Origin of the sequence: Sphingomonas piscis (assembly GCF_011300455.1) — a bacterium.
In the GTDB taxonomy this organism is placed as follows: domain Bacteria; phylum Pseudomonadota; class Alphaproteobacteria; order Sphingomonadales; family Sphingomonadaceae; genus Sphingomicrobium; species Sphingomicrobium piscis.
Window position 1 is genome coordinate 2,000,824 of the sequence record NZ_CP049869.1, and the last position, 20,203, is coordinate 2,021,026.

Below are 20,203 nucleotides of genomic sequence, written 5' to 3' on the forward strand. Positions count from 1 at the left end.
CGCGCGGCAAGCGCTTAGCTTCATCAATGGCGCAACCTTCACAATCCATCGACGATAGGATGTTCGTTCGCCGCGTGCTGATCGTTATCGGTCTGGTCGCGCTGGCCCTGCTTGCCTGGCAGCTAAGGCAAGTCGTGGTGATGCTATTCGGCGCGGTGGTCGTTGCCGCCGTTTTCCGCTCCCTGGCCGACCCGATCTGCCGCTGGAGCAGGATGCCGAGCGGCGTTTCCGTAGCCATCGCGGTCGCCATCGTGTTCGGCGCCTTGGCGCTACTCGTCGCCTTCTTCGGAGTCGAGGTACGCGGTCAGATCGATCAATTGGGCGCCACCTTGCCGGAAGCGGTAAAATCCCTCGAGGAGAGGGTCGGCGACAATGACTTCGTCCGCCGGGCACTCGCGACGGCGCGGGAGGGTGCAAGCGGCGGCATCGGCAATTTCGGGCGTATCATCATGTCCATCGGCAATGCGGCGGCGGACGCACTGGTGATCATCTTCGGCGGCATCTTCCTCGCCGCGCAGCCGCGCTTCTACAAGACAGGAGCGATCAAGCTGGTGCCCGAGGCTAAGCGCGACCTGGTCTCGAGCGCGATGGACGACAGCGAGCGCGCGCTTCGCCTGTGGCTCAAGGGTCAGCTCATCGCCATGGTGGCCGTCGGGCTGATGACCGGCCTTGGCCTGTGGCTGCTGGGCATGCAGTCCGCATTGGCGCTAGGTCTACTCGCCGGCCTGCTGGAGTTCGTGCCTTTCGCCGGACCAATCATTGCCGCCATTCCCGCGGTGCTGATAGCCTTGGCGGTAAACCCCGAAATGGCGCTTTGGGTGGTGCTGCTCTACACAGCGGTTCAGCAGGTGGAGAGCTATCTGCTGCAACCGCTCGTCCAGCAATATGCGGTCGACCTGCCGGGCGTGGTGTTGCTGTTTTCACTGATCGCCTTCGGCATCCTGTTCGGTGCCATCGGCGTTCTGTTCGCCGCACCGTTGGCGGTCGTCACCTATGTGATGGTCAAGAAGCTCTATGTTCGCGAAACATTGGGAACTGAGACCCCCATCCCTGGCGAAGACAAGGGCTAGGCGGCCGCTGCGTCCTGTGTCGCAAGCAGGCGGGTGATCGCCCGACGAAGTTCCTTTGCCCCATAAGGTTTCACCAGCACGGCCGAATCCGGCAATCCCTTGACCAGTTCGTCGCTGTACCCGGTCGTCAGCAGCACGGGCAGGCCGGGATGTGCACGCTTGAGCTGCGCTGCGAGTTCGAGGCCGCCCATGCCCGGCATGACCACGTCCGAAAAGACGAGGTCGGGCTGCACATCCGGGAGTTGGGAAAGCGCGTCCTCGGCGGAGGCGGCGAGGTGAACCTCGCAGCCAAGATCGCGAAGAAGATCTTCGGCGAAGCCGCGCACGTCCGCATTATCCTCAACCAGCAGCACCTTCAGGTTGGGCGGAACAGACGCATCTGCCTGCTCCGTAACGTCGGCGCCGACCGCCTTGCCGCTTGCCGGCAGCAGCAGCGACACGGTTGTTCCGGTGCCCTCGACCGAGTCGATTTCGGCGCGTCCCCCCGCCTGGGCCGCAAAGCCGTGGATTTGCGACAGGCCAAGCCCGGTCCCCTTGCCGATCTCCTTGGTTGTGAAAAAGGGTTCAAAGGCCCGATCCAGCACGCGCTGGGGCATGCCGAGGCCGGTGTCTGCAACGGACACTCGCACCACAACGCCGTCCGCGTCCGCTTCGCGGCGCGAGCTGAGCGTAATTCGTCCGCCGTCGGGCATCGCGTCACGGGCGTTAAGCGCCGCGTTGAGGACCGCAGTTTCGAATTGGGAGAGGTCGACCTCCACGTTGCCGGCGTCGGCTTCTAGGTCGAGCACCAGCTCCACGTGGCTGCCGAGGGTGCGTCCCATGACGTTGGCGAAGCTCTGCAGCCGCTCGTTGACGTCAACGACCTGCGGCTTGATCGGCTGACGACGCCCGAATGCGAGGAGATGGTTGGTCAGCGACGTCGCTCTTGCGGACGTCTCGGCGATTGCCGAGAGATATTGCTGCTTCTTCTCGTCAGAGAGATCCGGTCGGCGGATCAGGAAATCGGCGGAGCCCGAGATGACGGTCAGCAGATTGTTGAAGTCGTGGGCAATGCCGCCCGTGAGCTCACCCAGTGCCTGCAGCTTCTGCGATTGGGCCAGTGCTTCGCGGGTTCGGTCCAGCTCTTCCTGCGCTCTTTTCTTCTCGGTCGCGTCGCGGGTGATCTTGGCGAAGCCGACATGCTCGCCCTGTTCGTTGTAGATCGGATCGATCAGGACATGTGCCCAGAACAAGGAGCCATCCTTGCGCACGCGCCAGGCCTCCCGCTCATATTTTCCTTCGCGCAGAGCCGTTTCCAGCGCCCGTTGCGGCTCGCCGCTGGCGCGGTCGTGATCGGTGTAAAAGCGCGAGAAATGCTGCCCGACGATCTCGTCGGCCGAATAGCCCTTGATGGCCTCAGCACCTGAATTCCAGTTGGTGATGATGCCATTCCTGTCGAGCATGTAGATCGCATAGTCGCGCACGCCCTGCACGAGCAGGCGGAAACGCTGCTCGCTTTCGAACAGCGCCTGTTCCTGCTGACGACGTTCGGTCACATCGCGGGTGATCTTGGCGAAGCCGAGCAGCTGACCATCTTCATCGCGGATGGGGTCGACCACCACGTGTGCCCAGAAGCGCGTGCCGTCCTTTCGCACCCGCCAACCTTCGGATTCGAACTTGCCGTCACGCGCGGCGATCCTGAGTGCTCGGCCGGGGAGGTCGCTGTCGCGATCCTCGTCGGTGAAGAAGCGGGAAAAATGTTCGCCGATGATCTCGTCTGCGGCGTAGCCCTTGAACCGCTGCGCGCCGGCGTTCCAGGTGGAGATCCGACCCGTCGAATCGAGCATATAGATGGCGTAGTCGGTGACCGCGCTGACGAGGAGCTGAAAGCGCTCGTTGTGTGAAATCGTCCCGAGATCAGTCATGCACGCCTAGCCGTTAGCCGGTATTGACCGGCAACGCCCACCCCTGCGGCTCACCTGTAGTCAGGAGGCCTTGAAAGCAAGGTAAAACGTCTGCCGCCGCGGTCCGTGAGGCTGGATTGACTGGCGGCACGGAAGCTCACATATGGCCGCCTCCTCGGCGAGGCCCCTTCGTCTAGCGGTCTAGGACGTCGCCCTCTCACGGCGAAAACACGGGTTCGAGTCCCGTAGGGGTCACCATTCGCCCGCTTCCCCGCCGACGGTTACTCCTGTACCAGGAGGCATGGCGGACGAAGCCGATCAATCCGCCCGGGGCGGCGATCTGGTTTACCGGCATCGGCTGCCGACCCGAATCTGGCATTGGGTGAATGCGGTGACCGTCGTCGTCATGCTGATGAGCGGCGCGATGATCTTCAACGCCCACCCGCACCTCTACTGGGGAAATTACGGCGCGAACTTTGATCGGCCCTGGTTGTCCTTCCAGGGCCGCCCGTTTCCCGGCTGGGCAACGATACCGTCGACGTACAATCTGGCGTTGTCGCGCCAATGGCACTTGTTCTTCGCCTGGATCCTGAGCCTCGGGCTGCTGTTCCATCTGGTGGCGAGCCTTGCCAACCGCCACATTCAGCGGGATTTGCGGCTATCGCGTGCGGAATTGGCGCCGCGGCACCTTTGGCAAGACATCATGGACCACGCACGGCTGCGTTTCCCGACGGGGCAAGCGGCATTGCGGTACAACGTGCTTCAAAAGATCGCCTATGTGGCCGTGATCTTCATCCTCCTGCCCCTGCTGATCCTGACCGGCATGTGCCTGTCGCCTGGCCTTAACGCGGTGTTCCACTGGCCAATGGACCTGATGGGCGGCCGGCAGTCCGCGCGTTCAATCCACTTCATCTGCGCGGCGCTGATCCTTGCCTTCACCATCGTCCACCTGGCGCTGGTGCTACTTGCCGGGCCGTTCAATGAGGTTCGCTCGATGATTACCGGCCGCTATCGCCTCCCTCTCGATCAGGCCGCACCGGAGGTGGATGGATGAGCCGCCTGATCACCCGCCGCGCATTGGTCGGGGGCATGATTGCCGGCGGCGGCGGCTTGTTGGCGGGCTGCGACCGCCTGGGCCAGAATGAGGAATTCCGGGCGCTGCTCGGAACCGGCGAAAAGGCCAACCAGGCGGTTCAGCGCCTTCTCCAAAACCGGACGGCCCTGGCTCAGGAGTTCGCGCCTTCGCAGCGCTCGCCGATCTTTCGTCCCAACGGCACCAGAATGCCGGCGGGGCCCGATTATGCCGCGCATCTCGCCAACCAGTTTGCCGACTGGAACTTGATCGTGGACGGGGCCGTATCTCGCCCTCGCGCATTTTCACTGGCCGAGGTGAAGGCGCTGCCGGCGCGCACGCAGATCACCCGCCACGATTGCGTCGAGGGCTGGAGCGCGATCGCCAAGTGGACCGGCGTCCCGCTGAAGATCCTGCTCGACTTGGCGGGCATTCGGCCGGAAGCCCGCTTCATCGTCTTTCACTGCGCCGACAGGCAGTCGAACGGAACGATGTGGTATGAATCGATCGACCGTATCGACGCCGCGCATCCGCAAACCATTCTGGCGTGGGCGATAAACGATCAGCCTTTGCCGGTGCAGAACGGTGCCCCGCTTCGCATGCGGATTGAGCGGCAACTCGGCTACAAGCATGCGAAATATGTCCAGCGCATCGAGGCGGTGACCACGCTGGCACATACCTATGGCGGCAAGGGCGGCTATTGGGAGGATGTCGCGGGCTACGAGTGGTACGCCGGCATTTAGCGTTGCTTCGCCTTGACTTGTGGGCGCTTTTCGGGTTGAGGCGGCGTCATCGCGGGGCGGAAACGCTCCGCTTTTGTTTTCAGGGTCATGGGCGGTCCCCTCAAGCACCGCCTGGCTGGAGCTACCTCACACGGGCTCCTGACGAACGGAGAAAGACTATGCGTCATCGCGTCGGCGGACGGAAGCTTCAGCGTACCTCGAGCCATCGTGCGGCCCTGTTCCGCAACATGGCTGCCGCGCTGATCAAGCATGAGCAGATCACCACCACCACCGCCAAGGCGAAGGAGCTTCGCCCCTATGTCGAGAAGCTGATCACGCTTGCGAAGAAGGGTGGCCTTTCCAATCGCCGCCTTGCGCATGCCCGCCTGCTCGACGATGCGCAGCTGGTGAAGCTGTTCGACGTCATCGCCCCGCGTTACGCCGGCCGTGAGGGCGGCTACACCCGCATCATCAAGGCCGGCATCCGCCAGTCGGATGCGGCACCGATCGCGATTATCGAATTGGTCGACCGCGACGTTTCGGCCAAGGGTCAGGACAGCGGTCCGGTTGTGACCGAAGACGAGTTCGAGGCCGCCTAAGCGCGTCGAACCTTCGTTAAGGTCGCTGAACCGCGGACAACATGCGGTTCAGCACCACCCCATTGCGAATCATGTAGGCATCCCAACAGGACAGCCGTGCGTTGTGCCGGCAAGAAAGTCCCAGTTGAGGAGAAAGCCCATGACGGCGATCAAATATCTGCTTGCTGGCGGCGCTGGCCTCGCGGCGATGGCCGCGGCAACTCCGGCCTCCGCTCAGATCTACCCCGGCTACGGTTACGGCGGCGGCAACGTCGTCGGCCAGGTGCTCGGTCAAATCCTGAACCCTGGTTATGGCGGTTACAACAGTTACGGCGGTTATGGCATGAACAGCCAGGCGGCAGTGAACCAATGCGCCGCCGCGGTGACTGATCGGGTCAACCGTCAGTATGGCGGTTACGCTGGCTACGGCGGTTACAACGGCGGTGCCCGCGTTGCTGCCATCACCAGCGTCGAGCCGCGCTCGAACGGCAAGATGCGGGTGCGCGGCATTGCGCAGTCGGCGGCCTACGGCGGCTACAATGGAGTACCGCAGGAGTTCGCGTTCAAGTGCAACGTCGATTACCGCGGTTACATCACCGACATCGACCTTGACCGCACCAACACACGCTATGGCTACGGCACCTACAACAGCCCGTATCAGCCGTATGGAACCTATCGCCGCTACTAAGCGGATGATGGAATGAGAGGCGCGGGCGTTCTTCGGATCGCCCGCGCTTTTTCTTTACGCGAGCGCCTCGGCAGGGTCGAGGAAGATCCCCCGGCCTCCCGCCCACGAGTCCAGCAGATCTGGGCCCGAAGAGGGCGCGACCGCGCAAGCTGCAGCATGACCTCGGCGCCGACGTCCAGTTCGGCATGCGAGTTGATCCGGAAACCGGAGCTTGAAACGTCGAGAACCTGGACGCGGAACTCGCAGCCGTCCGATTCTCTTATAAGGGCTTCGAATTGGACGGAGATCCGCCGTTCCCGACCAAACCGCTCACTGTTGCCTTGCACTTCACCGCTCCCTGCACGAACCCGCACAGGACGTCTTTCACTCACAGGCAGCAGCCGAGCTGCCCGAACCACGTCCAAATGTCGATTTACTCGGGACCGGTTAAGGCTGAAGCACCAGAAGAGGTTAACGTGCCGCTGAGCACGTCAGCTTTGAACGGCCGGTCGTTGGCCGAGCGCCTGTTTCACGGCTGCTGAGAGCGCATCCGCCTTGACGGGTTTCTGGACGATGATCGCGTCGGGCGCGCGGTCCTGCAATTCTTCCGCATAGGCCGTGATGAAGACCACGGGAATTCGGCGTTTGCGGCAGATTTCGCTGACCGCTTTCAGCCCGTCGCCCGGCAACAAGCGAACGTCGGCGGTGATGAGGTCGATGCTCTGCTCGCCGGCGCCCATCACGGCTGCGTCCTCGGATCGAGCGAAACTGAACGTCGTGAAGCCAAGCCCCTCCAGCATATCCTGAAGCGAGCGGCTGATGAGATATTCGTCTTCGATGATGAATACGTGCATGACCCATTTAATGACTTGATGGACGATAAGCTCCCAAAAGTCGGCTTGGCGACCTTTGTTCAAGCGCCCTGCCGGGGTGAACTTGCCTCCGCTGCCAGAACGGCTAACGGGCAGCCATGACGGCGCAACCTCCATCGCTCGCCACCGGCGATTCCATCCTCATCGTCGATTTCGGAAGCCAGGTGACCCAGCTGATCGCCCGCCGGGTGCGGGAAGCCGGAGTGTATTGCGAGATCGCGCCGTTCAACTCGGCCGCCGAGGCCTTCGAAAGACTTGCGCCAAAGGGTGTGATCTTCTCGGGTGGACCGTCGTCCGTGACGTGGGAGGACAGCCCGCGGGCTCCGCAGATCCTGTTCGACAGCGGCGTGCCCCTCCTCGGCATCTGCTATGGCCAGCAAACGCTTCACCAGCAGCTCGGCGGGCGGGTGGTGAGTTCCGACAACCGCGAATTCGGCCGCGCCTTCGTTGAGGTGGTAGCGCCGAGCGCGCTGTTCGAGGGCGTCTGGAACGTCGGCGAAAGCCATCAGGTGTGGATGAGCCATGGCGACCGCGTCGAAACTCTCGCGCCCGGCTTCGCGGTGGTGGCGACCTCACCCGGCGCACCCTTTGCGATCGCCACGGACGAGGCGAACCGCCGCTATTCGATGATGTTCCATCCGGAGGTGGTGCACACGCCGGACGGTGGCAAGCTGCTCGCCAACTTCGTCCACAAGATCTGCGGCGTCTCCAGCGACTGGTCGATGGGCGCTTACCGCGAGGCCAAGATCAAGGAGATCCGCGAGCAGGTCGGAAGCGGAAGAGTGATCTGTGGCCTCTCCGGCGGAGTCGACTCCTCCGTGGCGGCGATCCTGATCCACGAGGCGGTCGGCAGCCAGCTGACCTGCGTCTTCGTCGATCATGGCCTGCTGCGATTGAACGAGCGGGAGCAGGTCGAAAGGCTGTTCCGCGATCACTACAACATTCCGCTGGTCGTCGTCGACGCGGAGGAGCGCTTCATGTCGGGCCTCGCCGGAGTCACCGACCCGGAAGCCAAGCGCAAGTTCATCGGCGGCGAATTCATCGCCGTGTTCGAGGAGGAAGCCAAGAAGCTGGGCGGTGCCGACTTCCTAGCGCAGGGAACCCTCTACCCCGACGTGATCGAAAGCGTGTCCTTCACCGGCGGGCCGAGCGTGACGATCAAGAGCCACCACAATGTCGGCGGCCTGCCCGAACGGATGAACATGAAGCTGGTCGAGCCGTTGCGCGAGCTGTTCAAGGACGAGGTCCGGGCGCTCGGCCGCGAGCTGGGCCTCAACGATCAATTCGTCGGCAGGCATCCGTTCCCTGGACCCGGGCTGGCGATCCGCATCCCCGGTGAAGTCACCAAGGAGCGCTGCGACATCCTCCGCAAAGCCGATGCGATCTACCTTGAGGAGATCCGCAACGCGGGGCTGTATGACGCAATCTGGCAGGCGTTCGCGGTGCTGCTACCGGTGCGGACGGTAGGCGTGATGGGCGATCATCGCACCTATGACAGCGTCTGCGGCCTCCGTGCGGTCACCAGCGTCGACGGGATGACCGCCGACGTTTTTCCATTCGATCCTGCTTTCCTCAGCCGGGTTGCGACCCGGATCGTCAATGAGGTGCAGGGCATCAACCGGGTCGTCTACGATTATACCTCCAAGCCGCCGGGAACCATTGAATGGGAGTAAACCGGCGGCCAGTAAACTCTTGATTTCCGACGCACGGCAGCGTTCATTCCTTTTTGGGGCAAGGTACGCGCCGAAGTGGGGGATAGGGGATGCTGATATGCAAGGTCTTCGGTCATAAGCGCTCGGCACGAAAAGCGCGCTTCAACTCAGACACCATGCAATGGGAAAGCGTGTGCAAGCGCTGCGGCGAACCTTTGGTGCGGCACCAGCATGGCGACTGGCGGCCCGCGATCTCGAAACTTTGAAGCGACCAACACGATGGTCGGAACCGCCACCTTTCTCCTGCATTAACAAGGATGCTGCTGAAGGGAGAAGGATGGCAGGAATCGGGGCATTGCTGATCGTTGCGGCTGCAGCCGGCATCGGCGACGCAGTGCCACCTCCCGTTGCCGTACGCCCATTCGTAACAACGGCTCGCTCCAGCGCACATTTCAGGATGCCGCGTTTCCAACAGGAGGAGCAGCCCGGGTTGCCGTTCATTGCCGCCGTTCCGGTAACGTCGAGTGCGGTCGTCGGGATCGGCAGGTTTCACGCCCAGCCCAGGCGACGTCTTGCGGCCCAGGATCTGCCGATCGCACTTGAGCCGCGCAAGGCGCGCCGCGCCGCCGTGGGTCTGTCGCTCCGCTTCTGAGTTTTTGCCCGTCCGGCCTGCAGCCGCTAAGACCTGCGCATGTCCACGTTCACCATCGACAACAGCACCAGCCGCGCGACTCCGTCGCCGGTGCCGGGAAAGCGCACAACAGTGCCGTCCATCCGCGCCCGCAAGGTGAACGGAAGAACCGAACAGCCGATCGTGATGCTGACTGCCTACACGATGCGCACTGCGCAGTTGCTGGACGCGCATTGCGACATGCTGCTGGTCGGCGACAGCCTGGGCCAGGTGATTTACGGTCTTCCGTCGACCATTCCGGTGACCCTGGAGATGATGTGCGCGCACGGCGCAGCGGTGGTTCGGGGAAGCTGGCATGCGTTGGTCGGTGTCGACATGCCCTTCGGCTCCTACGAGGCCTCGCCCGAGGAGGCCTTTGCGAATGCATGCAGAATCATGAAGGAGACGGGGTGCGCGGCGGTGAAGCTGGAAGGGGGCCGCGCTATGGCTCCGACCGTCCGCTTTCTCAGCGAGCGCGGCATCCCGGTCATCGGCCACGTCGGCCTTACGCCGCAGGCGGTGAATACTCTCGGGGGCTACGGAGCACGCGGGAGGAGCGAGGAGGAAGCGTCTAAGATCCTCGCGGATGCCGTCGTGGTCGCGGAAGCGGGTGCCTTCTGCCTTGTCGTGGAGGGTGTCGTCGACGAGATCGCGACCCGCATCACGGGCGAAGTGGGGGTACCGACAATCGGCATCGGCGCCTCGGCCGACTGCGACGGCCAGGTGCTAGTGACCGAAGACATGCTCGGCCTGTTCGAGCGGACACCCCGCTTCGTCAAGCGGTACGACGATCTTGCCCAGCGCATCGGCAATGCCGCCGCAGCCTATGCCGGCGAGGTCCGGAGCCGCGCCTTCCCGACGGCGGACCAGATCTACAAAGCGCGCTCGTAGGCGCCCGCGCGCAATCCGCTTTGCGTTTTGCGTGTCCGGCGCTAGACGAAGCGCCGCCAGCTTCGGTTCACATTGGGTGGGTCAGGGGGATCGCGGCTGAGCCGAATTTTCACAAGGTTAGAGGCTTTCTTGGCGCTTGCTCCCGACAGTGGCGATTCCTTCCTTCGTGAGGTCGAAGAAAATCTGAAGCGCGATCAGGCGCGGGACTTCGCCCGAAAGAACCTGCCTTGGCTGATTGCGCTGGTTGTAATCTTCCTGCTGGCCGCAGGCGGCTACCTGTTCTGGCAGCACCGGCAGAATGAGCATGCGTCGGCGCAGTCCGAGCAACTTGTCGGCATCTTCCGCAAGGTCGGAACTCCGACGGAAGCTGCCGCAAAGTCGGAGCTGGGCAGTTTGGCGGCCGACAGCGACGGCGCGATGCGCGCAACCGCACGGCTGACGCGCGCAGCGCTTGCATTGAACGGCAATGACCGCGCCGCAGCGATTGCGGAATATGGGCAGGTCGCGGCGGACGATGACGTCCCGGAAGCCTATCGCGACCTCGCGACCATCCGGAAGACCAGCCTGGAATTCGATACGCTGAAGCCCTATCAGGTCATCGCGCGGCTGCAGCCTTATGCCAAGGCGGGGAACCCGTGGTTCGGAACGGCGGGCGAGCTGACGGCCGCGGCGCTTATCAAGCAGGGCAAGAAGGCTGAGGCTGGGCGGATGTACGCGGCAATCGCTGCGGACCCCGAAGTGCCGGCTGCCTTGCGTAGCCGCGCCGGCCAGTTGGCCGGAACGCTGGGGGTCGATGCAAGCGCCTCCATCCAACTATTGAATCCACAAGGGCGATGAGAATGACGTCAAAGGCAATGCGCGCCGCAGCGCTCCTCATGCTGGCGATGGCGGCAGGCGGCTGCAGCATCTTCAACAAGGGGCCGAAGAAGACGCCGGTACTTGGCGATCGCGTCGCGGTCCTGTCGGCGGAATCCGGCGCCCAGGTCGATCCAGCCCTTGCAGCGCTGCCGATGAACCTGCCCGCGCCCGTGGCGAATGCACAATGGGCCCAGCCGGGCGGCAACGCGCAGAAATCCATGGGTCACCTTGCCCTTGGCGGCACACTGGGACAGGCGTTTGCCGTCTCCGCCGGCCAGGGAAGCACGCTCAAGGCCCGCCTGGCATCGCCGCCGGTCGTCGCCGGCGATCATGTCTTCACCATCGACACCAATGCCACCGTCCGCGCTTTCAATGCGCAGACCGGTGCCCAGCTATGGCAGTCGCGCTTCGGCGTCGACAAGGGCAACGAAGCATCGCTCTACGGCGGAGGCATCGCCTACGATAGCGGGCGCATCTATGCGACCAACGGCCTCGGCTATGTCGCGGCGTTGGACGAGCGCAACGGTGGGCTGATCTGGCAGGTTCGCCCGGGCGGACCGCTGCGGGGTGCGCCGACGGTCGCTTACGACAGCGTTTACGTCATGAGCCAGGACAACCAGATCTACGCGCTGCGGACCAGCAATGGCGAGAGGATTTGGGAAGGTGCGGCATCCCTGGAGATCGCCGGCGTCTTCGGCTCCGCAAGCCCCGCGGTTGCGCAGGGCACAGTGGTTGCCGGTTTCTCGTCGGGCGAGCTCAACGCGTTCCGATACGAGAATGGCCGCGCATTGTGGCAAGACACCCTGTCGCGCACCAGCGTTACTACGACGAGCGTCTCCTCGCTGTCGGACATCGACGCGCACCCGGTAATCGATAACGGCCAGGTCTTCTCCGTCGGCCAGGGCGGCCGGATGGTCGCGCTTGAGCTGCTGAGCGGGCAGCGCATGTGGGAAATCAACATCGCCGGCATTTCCACGCCCTGGGTTGCCGGCGATTGGGTGTTCGTGGTCACCGATGAAGGCAAGCTGATGGCTGTCGCGCGCACCACGGGACGGGTTCGCTGGATCACCGAGCTGCCGCAGTTCCGCAAGGAAAAGTCCAAACGCGGGCTCATCACTTATGCAGGCCCGATCCTTGCCGGCAACCGGCTCATCGTGGTCAGTTCGCAAGGTGCGATCATCAGCGTCGATCCGACCAACGGCGCCGTGCAGGGCCAGACGGCAGTCGGTACCGGCATCAGCCTTGCGCCCGTGGTCGCCAATTCGACGCTTTACGTGCTCGACAACGACGGCCGCCTTCGCGCCTTTCGCTAGCGCCGAGTTGACCGGCTGAACCCCGGCGGGCAGGGGAGGGGCATGCCCCTTCCCACCGTCGCCATCGTCGGCCGCCCCAACGTCGGCAAATCCACGCTGTTCAACCGGCTGGTGGGCAAGAAGCTTGCTCTGGTCGACGACCGGCCCGGCGTCACCCGTGACCGGCGCGAGGGCGACGCCAGCCTGCTCGGTCTCGAATTCCGGATCGTGGACACCGCCGGCTTCGAGGATGAGGATCCAGCAAGCCTGCCCGGGCGCATGCGCCGGCAGACCGAAGCCGCGGTGCGCGAGGCCGACGTCGCCCTGTTCCTGATCGATGCCCGAGAGGGACTGACGCCACTCGATGAAGAGATCGCGCGCTGGCTTCGGGTGGAGGACACCCCCGTCATCGTCGCCGCGAACAAGGCCGAGGGGAAGGCGGGCGAGTCCGGCCGGATGGAGGCATTTGCGCTTGGCCTCGGCGAGCCGCTGGCGATCAGCGCCGAACATGGCGAAGGCGTGGTCGACCTGTTCGAAGCCTTGCGGCCGTTCGTCGAGCGGGAGGAATCGGACGAGGAAGAAGAGGAGGACCGTCCCGACGGGCCGCTGAAACTGGCGATCGTCGGCCGTCCCAACGCCGGCAAGTCGACCCTGGTCAACCGGCTGCTCGGCGAAGAGCGCATGATCACCGGTCCCGAAGCGGGCATCACGCGCGACTCCATCAGCCTCGATTGGGAATGGCAGGGCCGCCCGGTACGATTGGTCGACACGGCGGGCCTGCGGAAACGCGCCAAGATCGAGGACAAGCTGGAGAAACTATCGGTTGCGGATACGCTTCGCACGATCGACTTTGCCGAAGTCGTCGTTCTCCTGCTCGACGCGACGCGGGGCCTTGAGGTTCAGGACCTGAAGATCGCCGACGCGGTCATCGAGCAGGGCCGGGTGCTCGTCATCGCACTCAATAAGTGGGACGTTGCGGAGCATGCCTCCTCGCTGTTCAACGGAGTTAAGGCGGCGCTTGAGGAAGGGCTGTCGCAGCTCAAGGGCGTCCCGGTGCTGACCGTCTCGGCCAAGACCGGCAAGGGCACGGACACCATCCTTCAGGTCGCCTTTGAACTCCGCGAACAATGGAGCCGGCGAGTGTCGACGGGCGAGCTCAACCGCTGGTTCGAACGAGCGATCGACGCCAATCCGCCGCCCGCACCGGGCGGTCGGCGGATCAAGCTCAGGTACATCACGCAGGTGAAGACCCGTCCGCCGAGCTTCGTCATCTTCGGCAACCGCGTCGACGAAATACCCGAAAGCTATCGCCGATACCTGCTCAACGCGCTCCGCCGCGACCTGGAGCTTGGGCCGGTTCCTCTCCGCCTGACGCTGCGTGGGTCACGAAACCCGTTCCAACCGGACCAACGCTAAGTTTCCCTTTACCCTTTTGGGCGTAAAACCGGCTGGTGGGACCACGGCCGGGGTGACCGGTCGCTTTTGACAGTGGAGCAACGACTATCGTGGTCGAGGCGGCGAACGATATCATCGATTGGGCACACTTCGAGAAGACCAGGTCCGAGATGGGGCCGGCGTTCATCCGGGTGCTCAGCTACTTTCACGAAGACGGCACCAAGTCGATCACGCAGCTTGAAGAAGCGATGCGGGAGCAGAATACGGTCGGTCTGGTCATCCCGGCGCATACGCTGAAGGGCGAGGCCCGTCAGTTCGGCGCCAACCCCTTGGCGACCGTGGCCGAGTTGATCGAGTCGACCGCGCGTATCTGCATTGAGACCAAGCGCTTCCCGGACGAATTGGTAAAGGACGTGGTGGAGCTTCGCCGCTTGTTCGACGAGACGATCCAGCTGTTCGACAAGGCTACGAACCCGCTGCGCTCCCGCGGTCCGCAGCCGGCACCCGGCGGCTTTGGGCGCAAGGTGACCAATCAGGGCTTCGGTCGGCTCTAGGCCACTTCCATCGGTCGATCAGCGGTGGTCCTGCGAAGCGGCTGCAGCTCCAGCCGCGACAGGCTTCGCCACAGCCACTCCAGCGGACCATAGTGGAAGCGCTCCAGCCACCACTTCGACCATAGGAGCATGAAGGCCCATACGGGTGGCACGAGCAGCCAAGCCTCCCCGCGCGACAGCTGCGCATAGAGGTCAAGCCCGAACCCGTAGAAGACGAAGGTGCCGATAAGGGTGCAGGCGATATAATTGCTGAACGCCGTGCGGCCTACGGCGGCAAAGCGGTCGCGAAGTGCACTGCCTTCCCGGAACATGAGGATGATCAGGGCGGCGATGCCCATCGCCATGATCGGACGAAGCGGCGGCGCATAGATGCGGTTGACCATAGTAAACTCGATGGGTGCAAAGCCGTATTGCCAAGCATAGGCGCCGAATGCCGCGAATATGACCAGCGGCCCGCCAAAACAGAGGATTGCGACCCTGCAATAGCGCCGGTCATCCCACGCGCCGGTCAGGAACCCTGATTTATAACCTGCCATGCCGAGCAGCATGAACCCAAGCGTCTCAATCCAGAGCGGTCCGAGGTCGAGCGGTGCGAGGGGGCCTTTTTCTTGCGCTGCGCGGAAGTGGGCCGGGATGCTGGCGTGGGCGGCTCGGTCCTCGGAGATGGCCTTTGCGTCCGGCCGAATACCAGCCATCCGCTCCGCCCACTTCTTCTTCAACTCGGGCGGCGCACCGGGCTCCAGTGAATGATGGTAGCTCTGCGCTTCCTTGTTGAAGAAATAGACGCCGGGAGCCGCAAAGGCGATGAAGGCGACCGCGGACAGGGCAAATAGACGCTGGGCGTTTAGCTTGCTGAGCAAGACTACCACCATCCCGACGGCGGCGTAGTGGGTCAGAATGTCGCCCCACCACAGGACGAAGAAGTGAAGAAGTCCAAACCCGAGCAGGACCAGCATGCGTGCATAGTGGGTCTTCCACGGATCGCGGCCGGCACGCCGCGCCGCATCCATGACGAGCAGGATGGATGCGCCGAACATGACCGAGAAGAGGCCGCGAAGCTTTCCGTCAATGAAGATGAAGTTCAGCAACCACATGATCCGGTCGCCAAGTCCGTCGAAACCGAAGGCGGGCGGGTAGAAATAGGCGCTTTGGATCATCGCCATGCCGACGACGTTGACGGAAAAGATGCCCATCACGGCAATGCCGCGCGTCACGTCCAGCGTGACGATGCGGTCCTTTGCAGCGCGTTCTGCCTGTCCTGCCATCCTGCAATCCCCAACTCGATCATCGAGCCTAGGTGATGTAGCAGACTAATACACCTGTGAAAGGGAATTCGACGAACACGTCGCCGTATCAGTCCTCGGCCGCCTCGGACTGCAGCTGGATATAATTAGGCAGGCCCATCTGCCGGATCATTTCGAATTGCGTTTCAAGGAAGTCGACATGCTCCTCCTCGTTTCGGAGCACTTCCGAGAAGAGGTCGCGGGAGGCATAATCGCGCAGCGCCTCGCACTCCGCGACGGAATTGCGGTACATTTCGACCGCCTCATATTCGGCTTCCAGATCCGCTTTCAGGATCTCCTCGACCGTCTCACCGATCCGAAGCCGGTTCAGCGCCTGGAAGTTCGGCAGGCCGTCGAGAAAAAGAATGCGCTCCGAAAAGCGGTCGGCATGCTTCATCTCGTCAATCGACTCGTGACGCTCGTAATCAGCGAGCTTCTTGACGCCCCAATTGTCGAGCAGGCGGTAGTGGAGCCAATATTGGTTGATAGCGGTGAGTTCGGCCTTGAGGGCGTCGTTCAGCAACTCGATGACCCGCGGATTGCCCTTCATGCCCGATCTCCTTTGAGCGCAGCTTCTACTCTCGAAGATCCTTTGTGGCCAGCAGAAAAGCGGCGGAAAACTGCGAATTATTTGCGAATGAGAGTTAGTCGCAGCCGCAAGTTCAGGCGGCGATCCGCTCCGGCGTGCGTGCTTCGACGTGAACTTCGTCGATGATCTCCTGCGCATAGTCGAGGCAGGTGCCGCATTGGGGCTCGCAGCCGAGTGCCGCGTAGGCAGATCGCGGGCAGCGCGCGCCGCACTTGGCGACCCCGCGGATCTCTTCCTCGCGAATGGCATTGCAGACGCACACGATCATGAGTCGGCTTATACCACTATTGCGACACACTCGCAACTACGAGTTTAAGGTCCGATCAGGCGACTGCGCCGTCACCGCCCATGAGCTTGGGGAAGAAGCCTTCATGCGCCTTACGGAGGTCGGCAATCGATACCGCGTGGTCGCTGTCGCTGAATTCAAAGATCAGGCGCGTGCCCGCCGTGCGGCCGATCGGCGCAATCGGGATGTCGCGCTCCGTCGCGTCGCCGAGCAGATCGAGGATTGCGTGATCGGCAACCGTCGCAACGAATAGCCCCTGATCTTCCGCGAACAAGGCGGCCGATCCTCCAACCAGCTCAAGGCCGTCGACGAGCGCACCGACATTCCCCGCCAGCGCCATTTCGGCAAGAGCAACGGCAATGCCGCCATCGGCGACGTCGTGAACGGCGGTCAGGCAACCGCTTGCGATCCGCTCGCGCACGAACTCGGCGGCACGGCGCTCCGCGGCAAGGTCGACGCTCGGCGGCGCGCCTCCCGTGTCGCCCCGGATTTCCCGTGCCCAAAGGGACTGGCCCAGCTGACCGCGGTGCTCGCCGATGAGGACGATGATGTCACCCGCATCCTTGAAGGCGATGGTTGCCGACTTGCTCCAATCGGCAAGCAGCCCGACCCCGCCGATGGCCGGCGTCGGCAGGATTGCGCTGCCCCCGCCGGTTGCCTTGCTCTCGTTGTAGAGGGACACGTTGCCACTCACGATCGGGAAGTCGAGCGTGCGGCAGGCCTCGCTCATTCCGTCGAGGCAGCCGACGATCTGGGCCATGATCTCCGGCCGCTGCGGATTGCCGAAGTTCAGACAGTTGGTGATCGCCAGCGGTTTCGCGCCAACTGCGGACAGGTTGCGGTAGGCCTCGGCGACGGCCTGCTTCCCCCCTTCGAACGGGTCGGCATAGCAATAGCGCGGAGTCACGTCCGTGGTCATTGCCAGCGCCTTTTCGCTTCCGTGCACCCGGACCACAGCCGCATCGCCGCCGGGGCGTTGCACCGTGTCGCCGCCGACTTGGTGATCATACTGTTCCCAGATCCAGCGGCGGCTGGCGAGGTTGGGTGAGCCCATCAGCTTCAGCAAGTCGGCCGCAACATCCGCGTTGGCCGGAATTTCGCCAAGCGGCTTTACCTGCGCCCAGGCCTTATACTCATCGCGGCTGATGAACGGCCGCTCATATTCCGGCGCTTCGTCCGCAAGTGGGCCGAGCGGAATGTCGCACACCACCTCGCCGTCGAACTCCAGCACCATATGGCCGGTGTCGGTCACCTCGCCGATGACTGCGAAGTCCAGCTCCCACTTGCGGAAGATCGCCTCGGCCTCGGCCTCGCGGCCGGGCTTCAGGACCATCAGCATGCGCTCCTGACTTTCGGAGAGCATCATCTCGTACGGGGTCATGCCTTCCTCGCGGCACGGCACCTTGTTCATGTCGAGCCGGATGCCCGCGCCGCCCTTGCTCGCCATTTCGACGGAGGAGGAGGTAAGCCCGGCAGCGCCCATGTCCTGGATGGCGACGATCGCGTCCGTGGCCATCAGCTCGAGGCAGGCCTCGATCAGCAGCTTCTCAGTAAACGGGTCTCCGACCTGGACGGTCGGGCGCTTTTCATCGCTGTTCTCGTCGAAGTCGGCGCTGGCCATGGTCGCACCATGAATCCCGTCGCGGCCGGTCTTGGAGCCGACATAGACGATCGGATTGCCAATGCCCGTTGCGGCTGAATAGAAAATCTTGTCAGTCTTGGCGACGCCAACCGTCATCGCATTGACCAGGATGTTGCCGTCGTAGGCCGGGTCGAAGTTCACTTCTCCGCCGACGGTAGGAACACCGACGCAATTGCCATAGCCGCCAATGCCGGAGACGACGCCGCTGATGAGGTGGCGCATCTTAGGATGCTCGGGATTGCCGAAGCGAAGCGCATTCAGGTTGGCCATCGGCCGCGCGCCCATGGTGAACACGTCGCGCAGGATGCCGCCGACGCCGGTCGCCGCACCTTGGTACGGCTCGATGTAGGACGGGTGGTTGTGGCTCTCCATCTTGAAGATGGCCGCGTCGCCGTCGCCGATGTCGATCACGCCGGCATTCTCGCCGGGACCGCAGATGACCCACGGCGCCTCGGTGGGCAGCTTCTTCAAGTGAACGCGCGACGATTTGTAGGAGCAATGCTCCGACCACATGACCGAAAAAATGCCGAGCTCGACCAGGTTCGGCTCCCGCCCGAGTGCCTTAAGAATGCGCTGGTATTCTTCCTCGCTAAGGCCATGCTCGGCGACGATCTCGGGCGTGATGGGGGCGGTCATGTCGGCGCACTAGCGGCGAGGCACGCATAAAAAAACCCCGGGGGTGGCCCCGGGGTTTGTGGATGATCGGCGTTGAAAGGTCAGGCCTTGCAGCTCTGCCCGTTGACGGTGACGGTGGCATCGGCGGCCGCGCCCTTAAGCGGCGCGCCGTCGGCGCCCGGGGTAACCACCGGTGCGGAATAATCTTCCTTGTTCTTCTTGATCTTGGCGGTGCCGTCGCTCAGCCAGTCGATGTAGACGAGGCTGTTGTCCTTGCAGCGATAGGTCTTGGAGGCGGTGATGGACGGCGGAAGCACGACCGGCTCGTTCATCACTTCGTTCGCAGCGTTCTCGTTGGAGGAATCGTCCTTGCTGCAGCCGGCTAACGCGGCGGCCGCAACAAGCGTGAGGGTCACAAGGGTGCGAGTCATGTCGGGGCGCCTTTCGCGGGTGCACAAGCACTCGTCAAGGTGAAGTGCTTGCATTGTCGCCTAAGCAACAATAGCTTTCTGCCAATGGTGGATCACACCGGCACCAGCGCGCAGCGAATCCGCATCGGGCTGACGGGCCTTGCCTTTGCTTTCGTCCTCGTCCTGCTCGGGTCGGCCATCAGCCGCTCGGGCGGCGACCGGCCGCAGGAAGTCGGCAACCAGACGGTTGCTGCGGCGCCGAACGAGCCGCTTGCCGAACTCGGCGTCGCGCCAGGATCGGGCGAAGAGGCGAACAGCAGCCAGATGAACGGCAGCAACGCCGTCATTCCATGAACTTTCCTCCGGTCCGGCGGACGGCGCGGATCGCAACCGCGCTGCTGGTCCTTCTTCTGCTTGTCGGCGCGGCAGCACTGATCCGCGCTCACCGGACCGAGCCCTCACTTCCCTCTCGACCCGCTGCCGAGCGGCCCACCTTGCTGCTGCTGACCTCTCTGCCGCTGGTATTCGGCGAGCGCATGAGCCTGACGGAGGGCGGAGCGCCGGCGCTGACCGCTCTTGAGACGCGCTACACCGTCGTTCCGGTTTCGGCTGCGGATGCCGCAACGCTGGGCAGGGCAGGGTTGCTCTTGATGGCTCATGCTCGGGCGCAGACGGCGGAGAATCTCGTGGCGCTGGACAAGTGGGTTCGCAGCGGGGGACGGCTCCTCCTGCTCGCCGATCCCGCGCTCGAATGGGAAAGCCAACGTCCGCTTGGCGACCCGTTCCGACCGTCACCGATGTTCACTGACACGGGCCTGCTTGCGCACTGGGGGCTGAGGCTCGACGCCCCGGCAGAGAAGGGCCCGACGAGCCGGAAAATGGCAGGGCGCGAGATCGAGACCCTTTCGCCGGGCAAACTTAGCGGGTCATGCTCAATCAGCCGCGACGGCTTCACCGCCGACTGCGCGCTTGGGCAAGGCCGTGCGGTCGTCGTCGCAGACGCAGACTTCCTGGATGCCGGGAGGTTCGAGAAGGGACCGGCAAATCTGGACAGCCTCCTGGCGGAACTTGCGACTCTCGAGTCCAAGTAAAACTCACGCCCGCATTCTTTTCCAACAATCTTATCCACAGCCGCTTCATGGGAGAACATCCCACGAACAAAGCTGTTGAGTCGGCCACGTTTCCCCTCTAGAGACCGCATC

Annotated in this window: 23 protein-coding genes and 1 tRNA gene; 16 read left to right on the plus strand and 8 right to left on the minus strand. The window is 63.4% G+C overall.

What is annotated here, in order from left to right; all coding sequences use genetic code 11:
* The first annotated feature begins 26 nt into the window (after positions 1-26).
* A complete protein-coding gene (locus tag G7077_RS10100) occupies positions 27-1,070 on the plus strand; it encodes an AI-2E family transporter (RefSeq protein ID WP_166411587.1) in 1,044 nt (347 codons plus the stop codon).
* On the opposite strand, the gene G7077_RS10105 is transcribed toward G7077_RS10100, so the two are convergent.
* On the minus strand, positions 1,067-2,974 hold the full coding sequence (locus tag G7077_RS10105; protein ID WP_166411588.1) for a hybrid sensor histidine kinase/response regulator: 1,908 nt from the start codon (positions 2,972-2,974) through the stop codon (positions 1,067-1,069). The two genes, G7077_RS10100 and G7077_RS10105, sit on opposite strands and share 4 nt — an antisense overlap.
* Positions 2,975-3,135: 161 nt before the next feature.
* On the opposite strand from G7077_RS10105, the gene G7077_RS10110 reads away from it, so the two are divergent.
* The 5 genes from G7077_RS10110 to G7077_RS10130 all read left to right on the plus strand — a co-directional run bounded on the left by G7077_RS10110 (position 3,136) and on the right by G7077_RS10130 (position 6,013).
* Positions 3,136-3,211: transfer RNA gene (locus tag G7077_RS10110), tRNA-Glu, on the plus strand.
* Positions 3,212-3,254: 43 nt separating this feature from the next.
* A complete protein-coding gene (locus G7077_RS10115) occupies positions 3,255-4,007 on the plus strand; it encodes a cytochrome b/b6 domain-containing protein (RefSeq protein ID WP_166411589.1) in 753 nt (250 codons plus the stop codon).
* On the plus strand, positions 4,004-4,768 hold the full coding sequence (locus G7077_RS10120) for a molybdopterin-dependent oxidoreductase (protein WP_166411590.1): 765 nt from the start codon (positions 4,004-4,006) through the stop codon (positions 4,766-4,768). The genes G7077_RS10115 and G7077_RS10120 overlap by 4 nt, the downstream gene beginning before the upstream one ends.
* Before the next feature lie 158 nt (positions 4,769-4,926).
* On the plus strand, positions 4,927-5,346 hold the full coding sequence (gene rplQ / locus G7077_RS10125) for a 50S ribosomal protein L17 (protein ID WP_166411591.1): 420 nt from the start codon (positions 4,927-4,929) through the stop codon (positions 5,344-5,346).
* A 139-nt stretch (positions 5,347-5,485) separates the two neighbouring features.
* Positions 5,486-6,013 carry a hypothetical protein gene (locus G7077_RS10130; protein WP_166411592.1) on the plus strand — a complete coding sequence of 176 codons (528 nt, stop codon included), beginning with the start codon at positions 5,486-5,488 and terminating at the stop codon, positions 6,011-6,013.
* Here the strand turns inward: G7077_RS10130 and G7077_RS14565 are convergent.
* A complete protein-coding gene (locus G7077_RS14565; RefSeq protein WP_425505322.1) occupies positions 6,010-6,411 on the minus strand; it encodes a PilZ domain-containing protein in 402 nt (133 codons plus the stop codon). The genes G7077_RS10130 and G7077_RS14565 overlap by 4 nt on opposite strands.
* A gap of 72 nt (positions 6,412-6,483) precedes the next feature.
* Entirely contained in the window at positions 6,484-6,846 is a 363-nt protein-coding gene (locus G7077_RS10140; protein ID WP_166411594.1) for a response regulator, read from the minus strand.
* 116 nt (positions 6,847-6,962) lie between these two features.
* Here G7077_RS10140 and guaA point away from each other — a divergent pair, with 116 nt between their 5' ends.
* From guaA to G7077_RS10180, 8 genes are all read left to right on the plus strand, one after another.
* A complete protein-coding gene (gene guaA / locus G7077_RS10145; protein ID WP_166411595.1) occupies positions 6,963-8,537 on the plus strand; it encodes a glutamine-hydrolyzing GMP synthase in 1,575 nt (524 codons plus the stop codon).
* Positions 8,538-8,626: 89 nt separating this feature from the next.
* On the plus strand, positions 8,627-8,782 hold the full coding sequence (locus G7077_RS14570) for a DUF1660 family phage protein (protein ID WP_166411596.1): 156 nt from the start codon (positions 8,627-8,629) through the stop codon (positions 8,780-8,782).
* A gap of 71 nt (positions 8,783-8,853) precedes the next feature.
* Entirely contained in the window at positions 8,854-9,168 is a 315-nt protein-coding gene (locus G7077_RS10155; RefSeq protein ID WP_166411597.1) for a hypothetical protein, read from the plus strand.
* Positions 9,169-9,207: 39 nt separating this feature from the next.
* A complete protein-coding gene (gene panB, locus G7077_RS10160) occupies positions 9,208-10,077 on the plus strand; it encodes a 3-methyl-2-oxobutanoate hydroxymethyltransferase (RefSeq protein WP_166411598.1) in 870 nt (289 codons plus the stop codon).
* 129 nt (positions 10,078-10,206) lie between these two features.
* On the plus strand, positions 10,207-10,914 hold the full coding sequence (locus tag G7077_RS10165) for a tetratricopeptide repeat protein (protein ID WP_166411599.1): 708 nt from the start codon (positions 10,207-10,209) through the stop codon (positions 10,912-10,914).
* A gap of 2 nt (positions 10,915-10,916) precedes the next feature.
* On the plus strand, positions 10,917-12,248 hold the full coding sequence (locus tag G7077_RS10170; protein WP_206367623.1) for an outer membrane protein assembly factor BamB family protein: 1,332 nt from the start codon (positions 10,917-10,919) through the stop codon (positions 12,246-12,248).
* 42 nt (positions 12,249-12,290) lie between these two features.
* A complete protein-coding gene (gene der / locus G7077_RS10175; protein WP_166411601.1) occupies positions 12,291-13,643 on the plus strand; it encodes a ribosome biogenesis GTPase Der in 1,353 nt (450 codons plus the stop codon).
* A gap of 149 nt (positions 13,644-13,792) precedes the next feature.
* A complete protein-coding gene (locus G7077_RS10180) occupies positions 13,793-14,176 on the plus strand; it encodes an Hpt domain-containing protein (RefSeq protein WP_166412443.1) in 384 nt (127 codons plus the stop codon).
* On the opposite strand, the gene G7077_RS10185 is transcribed toward G7077_RS10180, so the two are convergent.
* From G7077_RS10185 to G7077_RS10205, 5 genes are all read right to left on the minus strand, one after another.
* Entirely contained in the window at positions 14,173-15,441 is a 1,269-nt protein-coding gene (locus G7077_RS10185; RefSeq protein ID WP_166411602.1) for a DUF418 domain-containing protein, read from the minus strand. The genes G7077_RS10180 and G7077_RS10185 overlap by 4 nt on opposite strands.
* An 88-nt stretch (positions 15,442-15,529) precedes the next feature.
* Positions 15,530-16,009, minus strand: coding sequence for a bacterioferritin (bfr, locus tag G7077_RS10190; protein WP_166411603.1), 480 nt, complete (start codon positions 16,007-16,009; stop codon positions 15,530-15,532).
* A gap of 112 nt (positions 16,010-16,121) precedes the next feature.
* Complete coding sequence (locus G7077_RS10195) at positions 16,122-16,316, minus strand: (2Fe-2S)-binding protein (protein ID WP_166411604.1); 195 nt, start codon at positions 16,314-16,316, stop codon at positions 16,122-16,124.
* 55 nt (positions 16,317-16,371) lie between these two features.
* Complete coding sequence (gene purL, locus G7077_RS10200) at positions 16,372-18,612, minus strand: phosphoribosylformylglycinamidine synthase subunit PurL (protein ID WP_166411605.1); 2,241 nt, start codon at positions 18,610-18,612, stop codon at positions 16,372-16,374.
* An 80-nt stretch (positions 18,613-18,692) separates the two neighbouring features.
* Positions 18,693-19,022: a hypothetical protein gene (locus G7077_RS10205; protein WP_166409929.1), complete on the minus strand. Its 330-nt coding sequence runs from the start codon at positions 19,020-19,022 to the stop codon at positions 18,693-18,695.
* A gap of 84 nt (positions 19,023-19,106) precedes the next feature.
* On the opposite strand from G7077_RS10205, the gene G7077_RS10210 reads away from it, so the two are divergent.
* Together G7077_RS10210 and G7077_RS10215 are read left to right on the plus strand one after the other, a co-directional pair.
* Positions 19,107-19,355: a hypothetical protein gene (locus tag G7077_RS10210; RefSeq protein WP_166411606.1), complete on the plus strand. Its 249-nt coding sequence runs from the start codon at positions 19,107-19,109 to the stop codon at positions 19,353-19,355.
* Positions 19,352-20,092, plus strand: a complete 741-nt coding sequence (locus tag G7077_RS10215) for a Gldg family protein (RefSeq protein WP_166411607.1) — start codon at positions 19,352-19,354, stop codon at positions 20,090-20,092. Before G7077_RS10210 ends, G7077_RS10215 begins: the two co-directional genes overlap by 4 nt.
* Positions 20,093-20,203 lie beyond the last annotated feature (111 nt).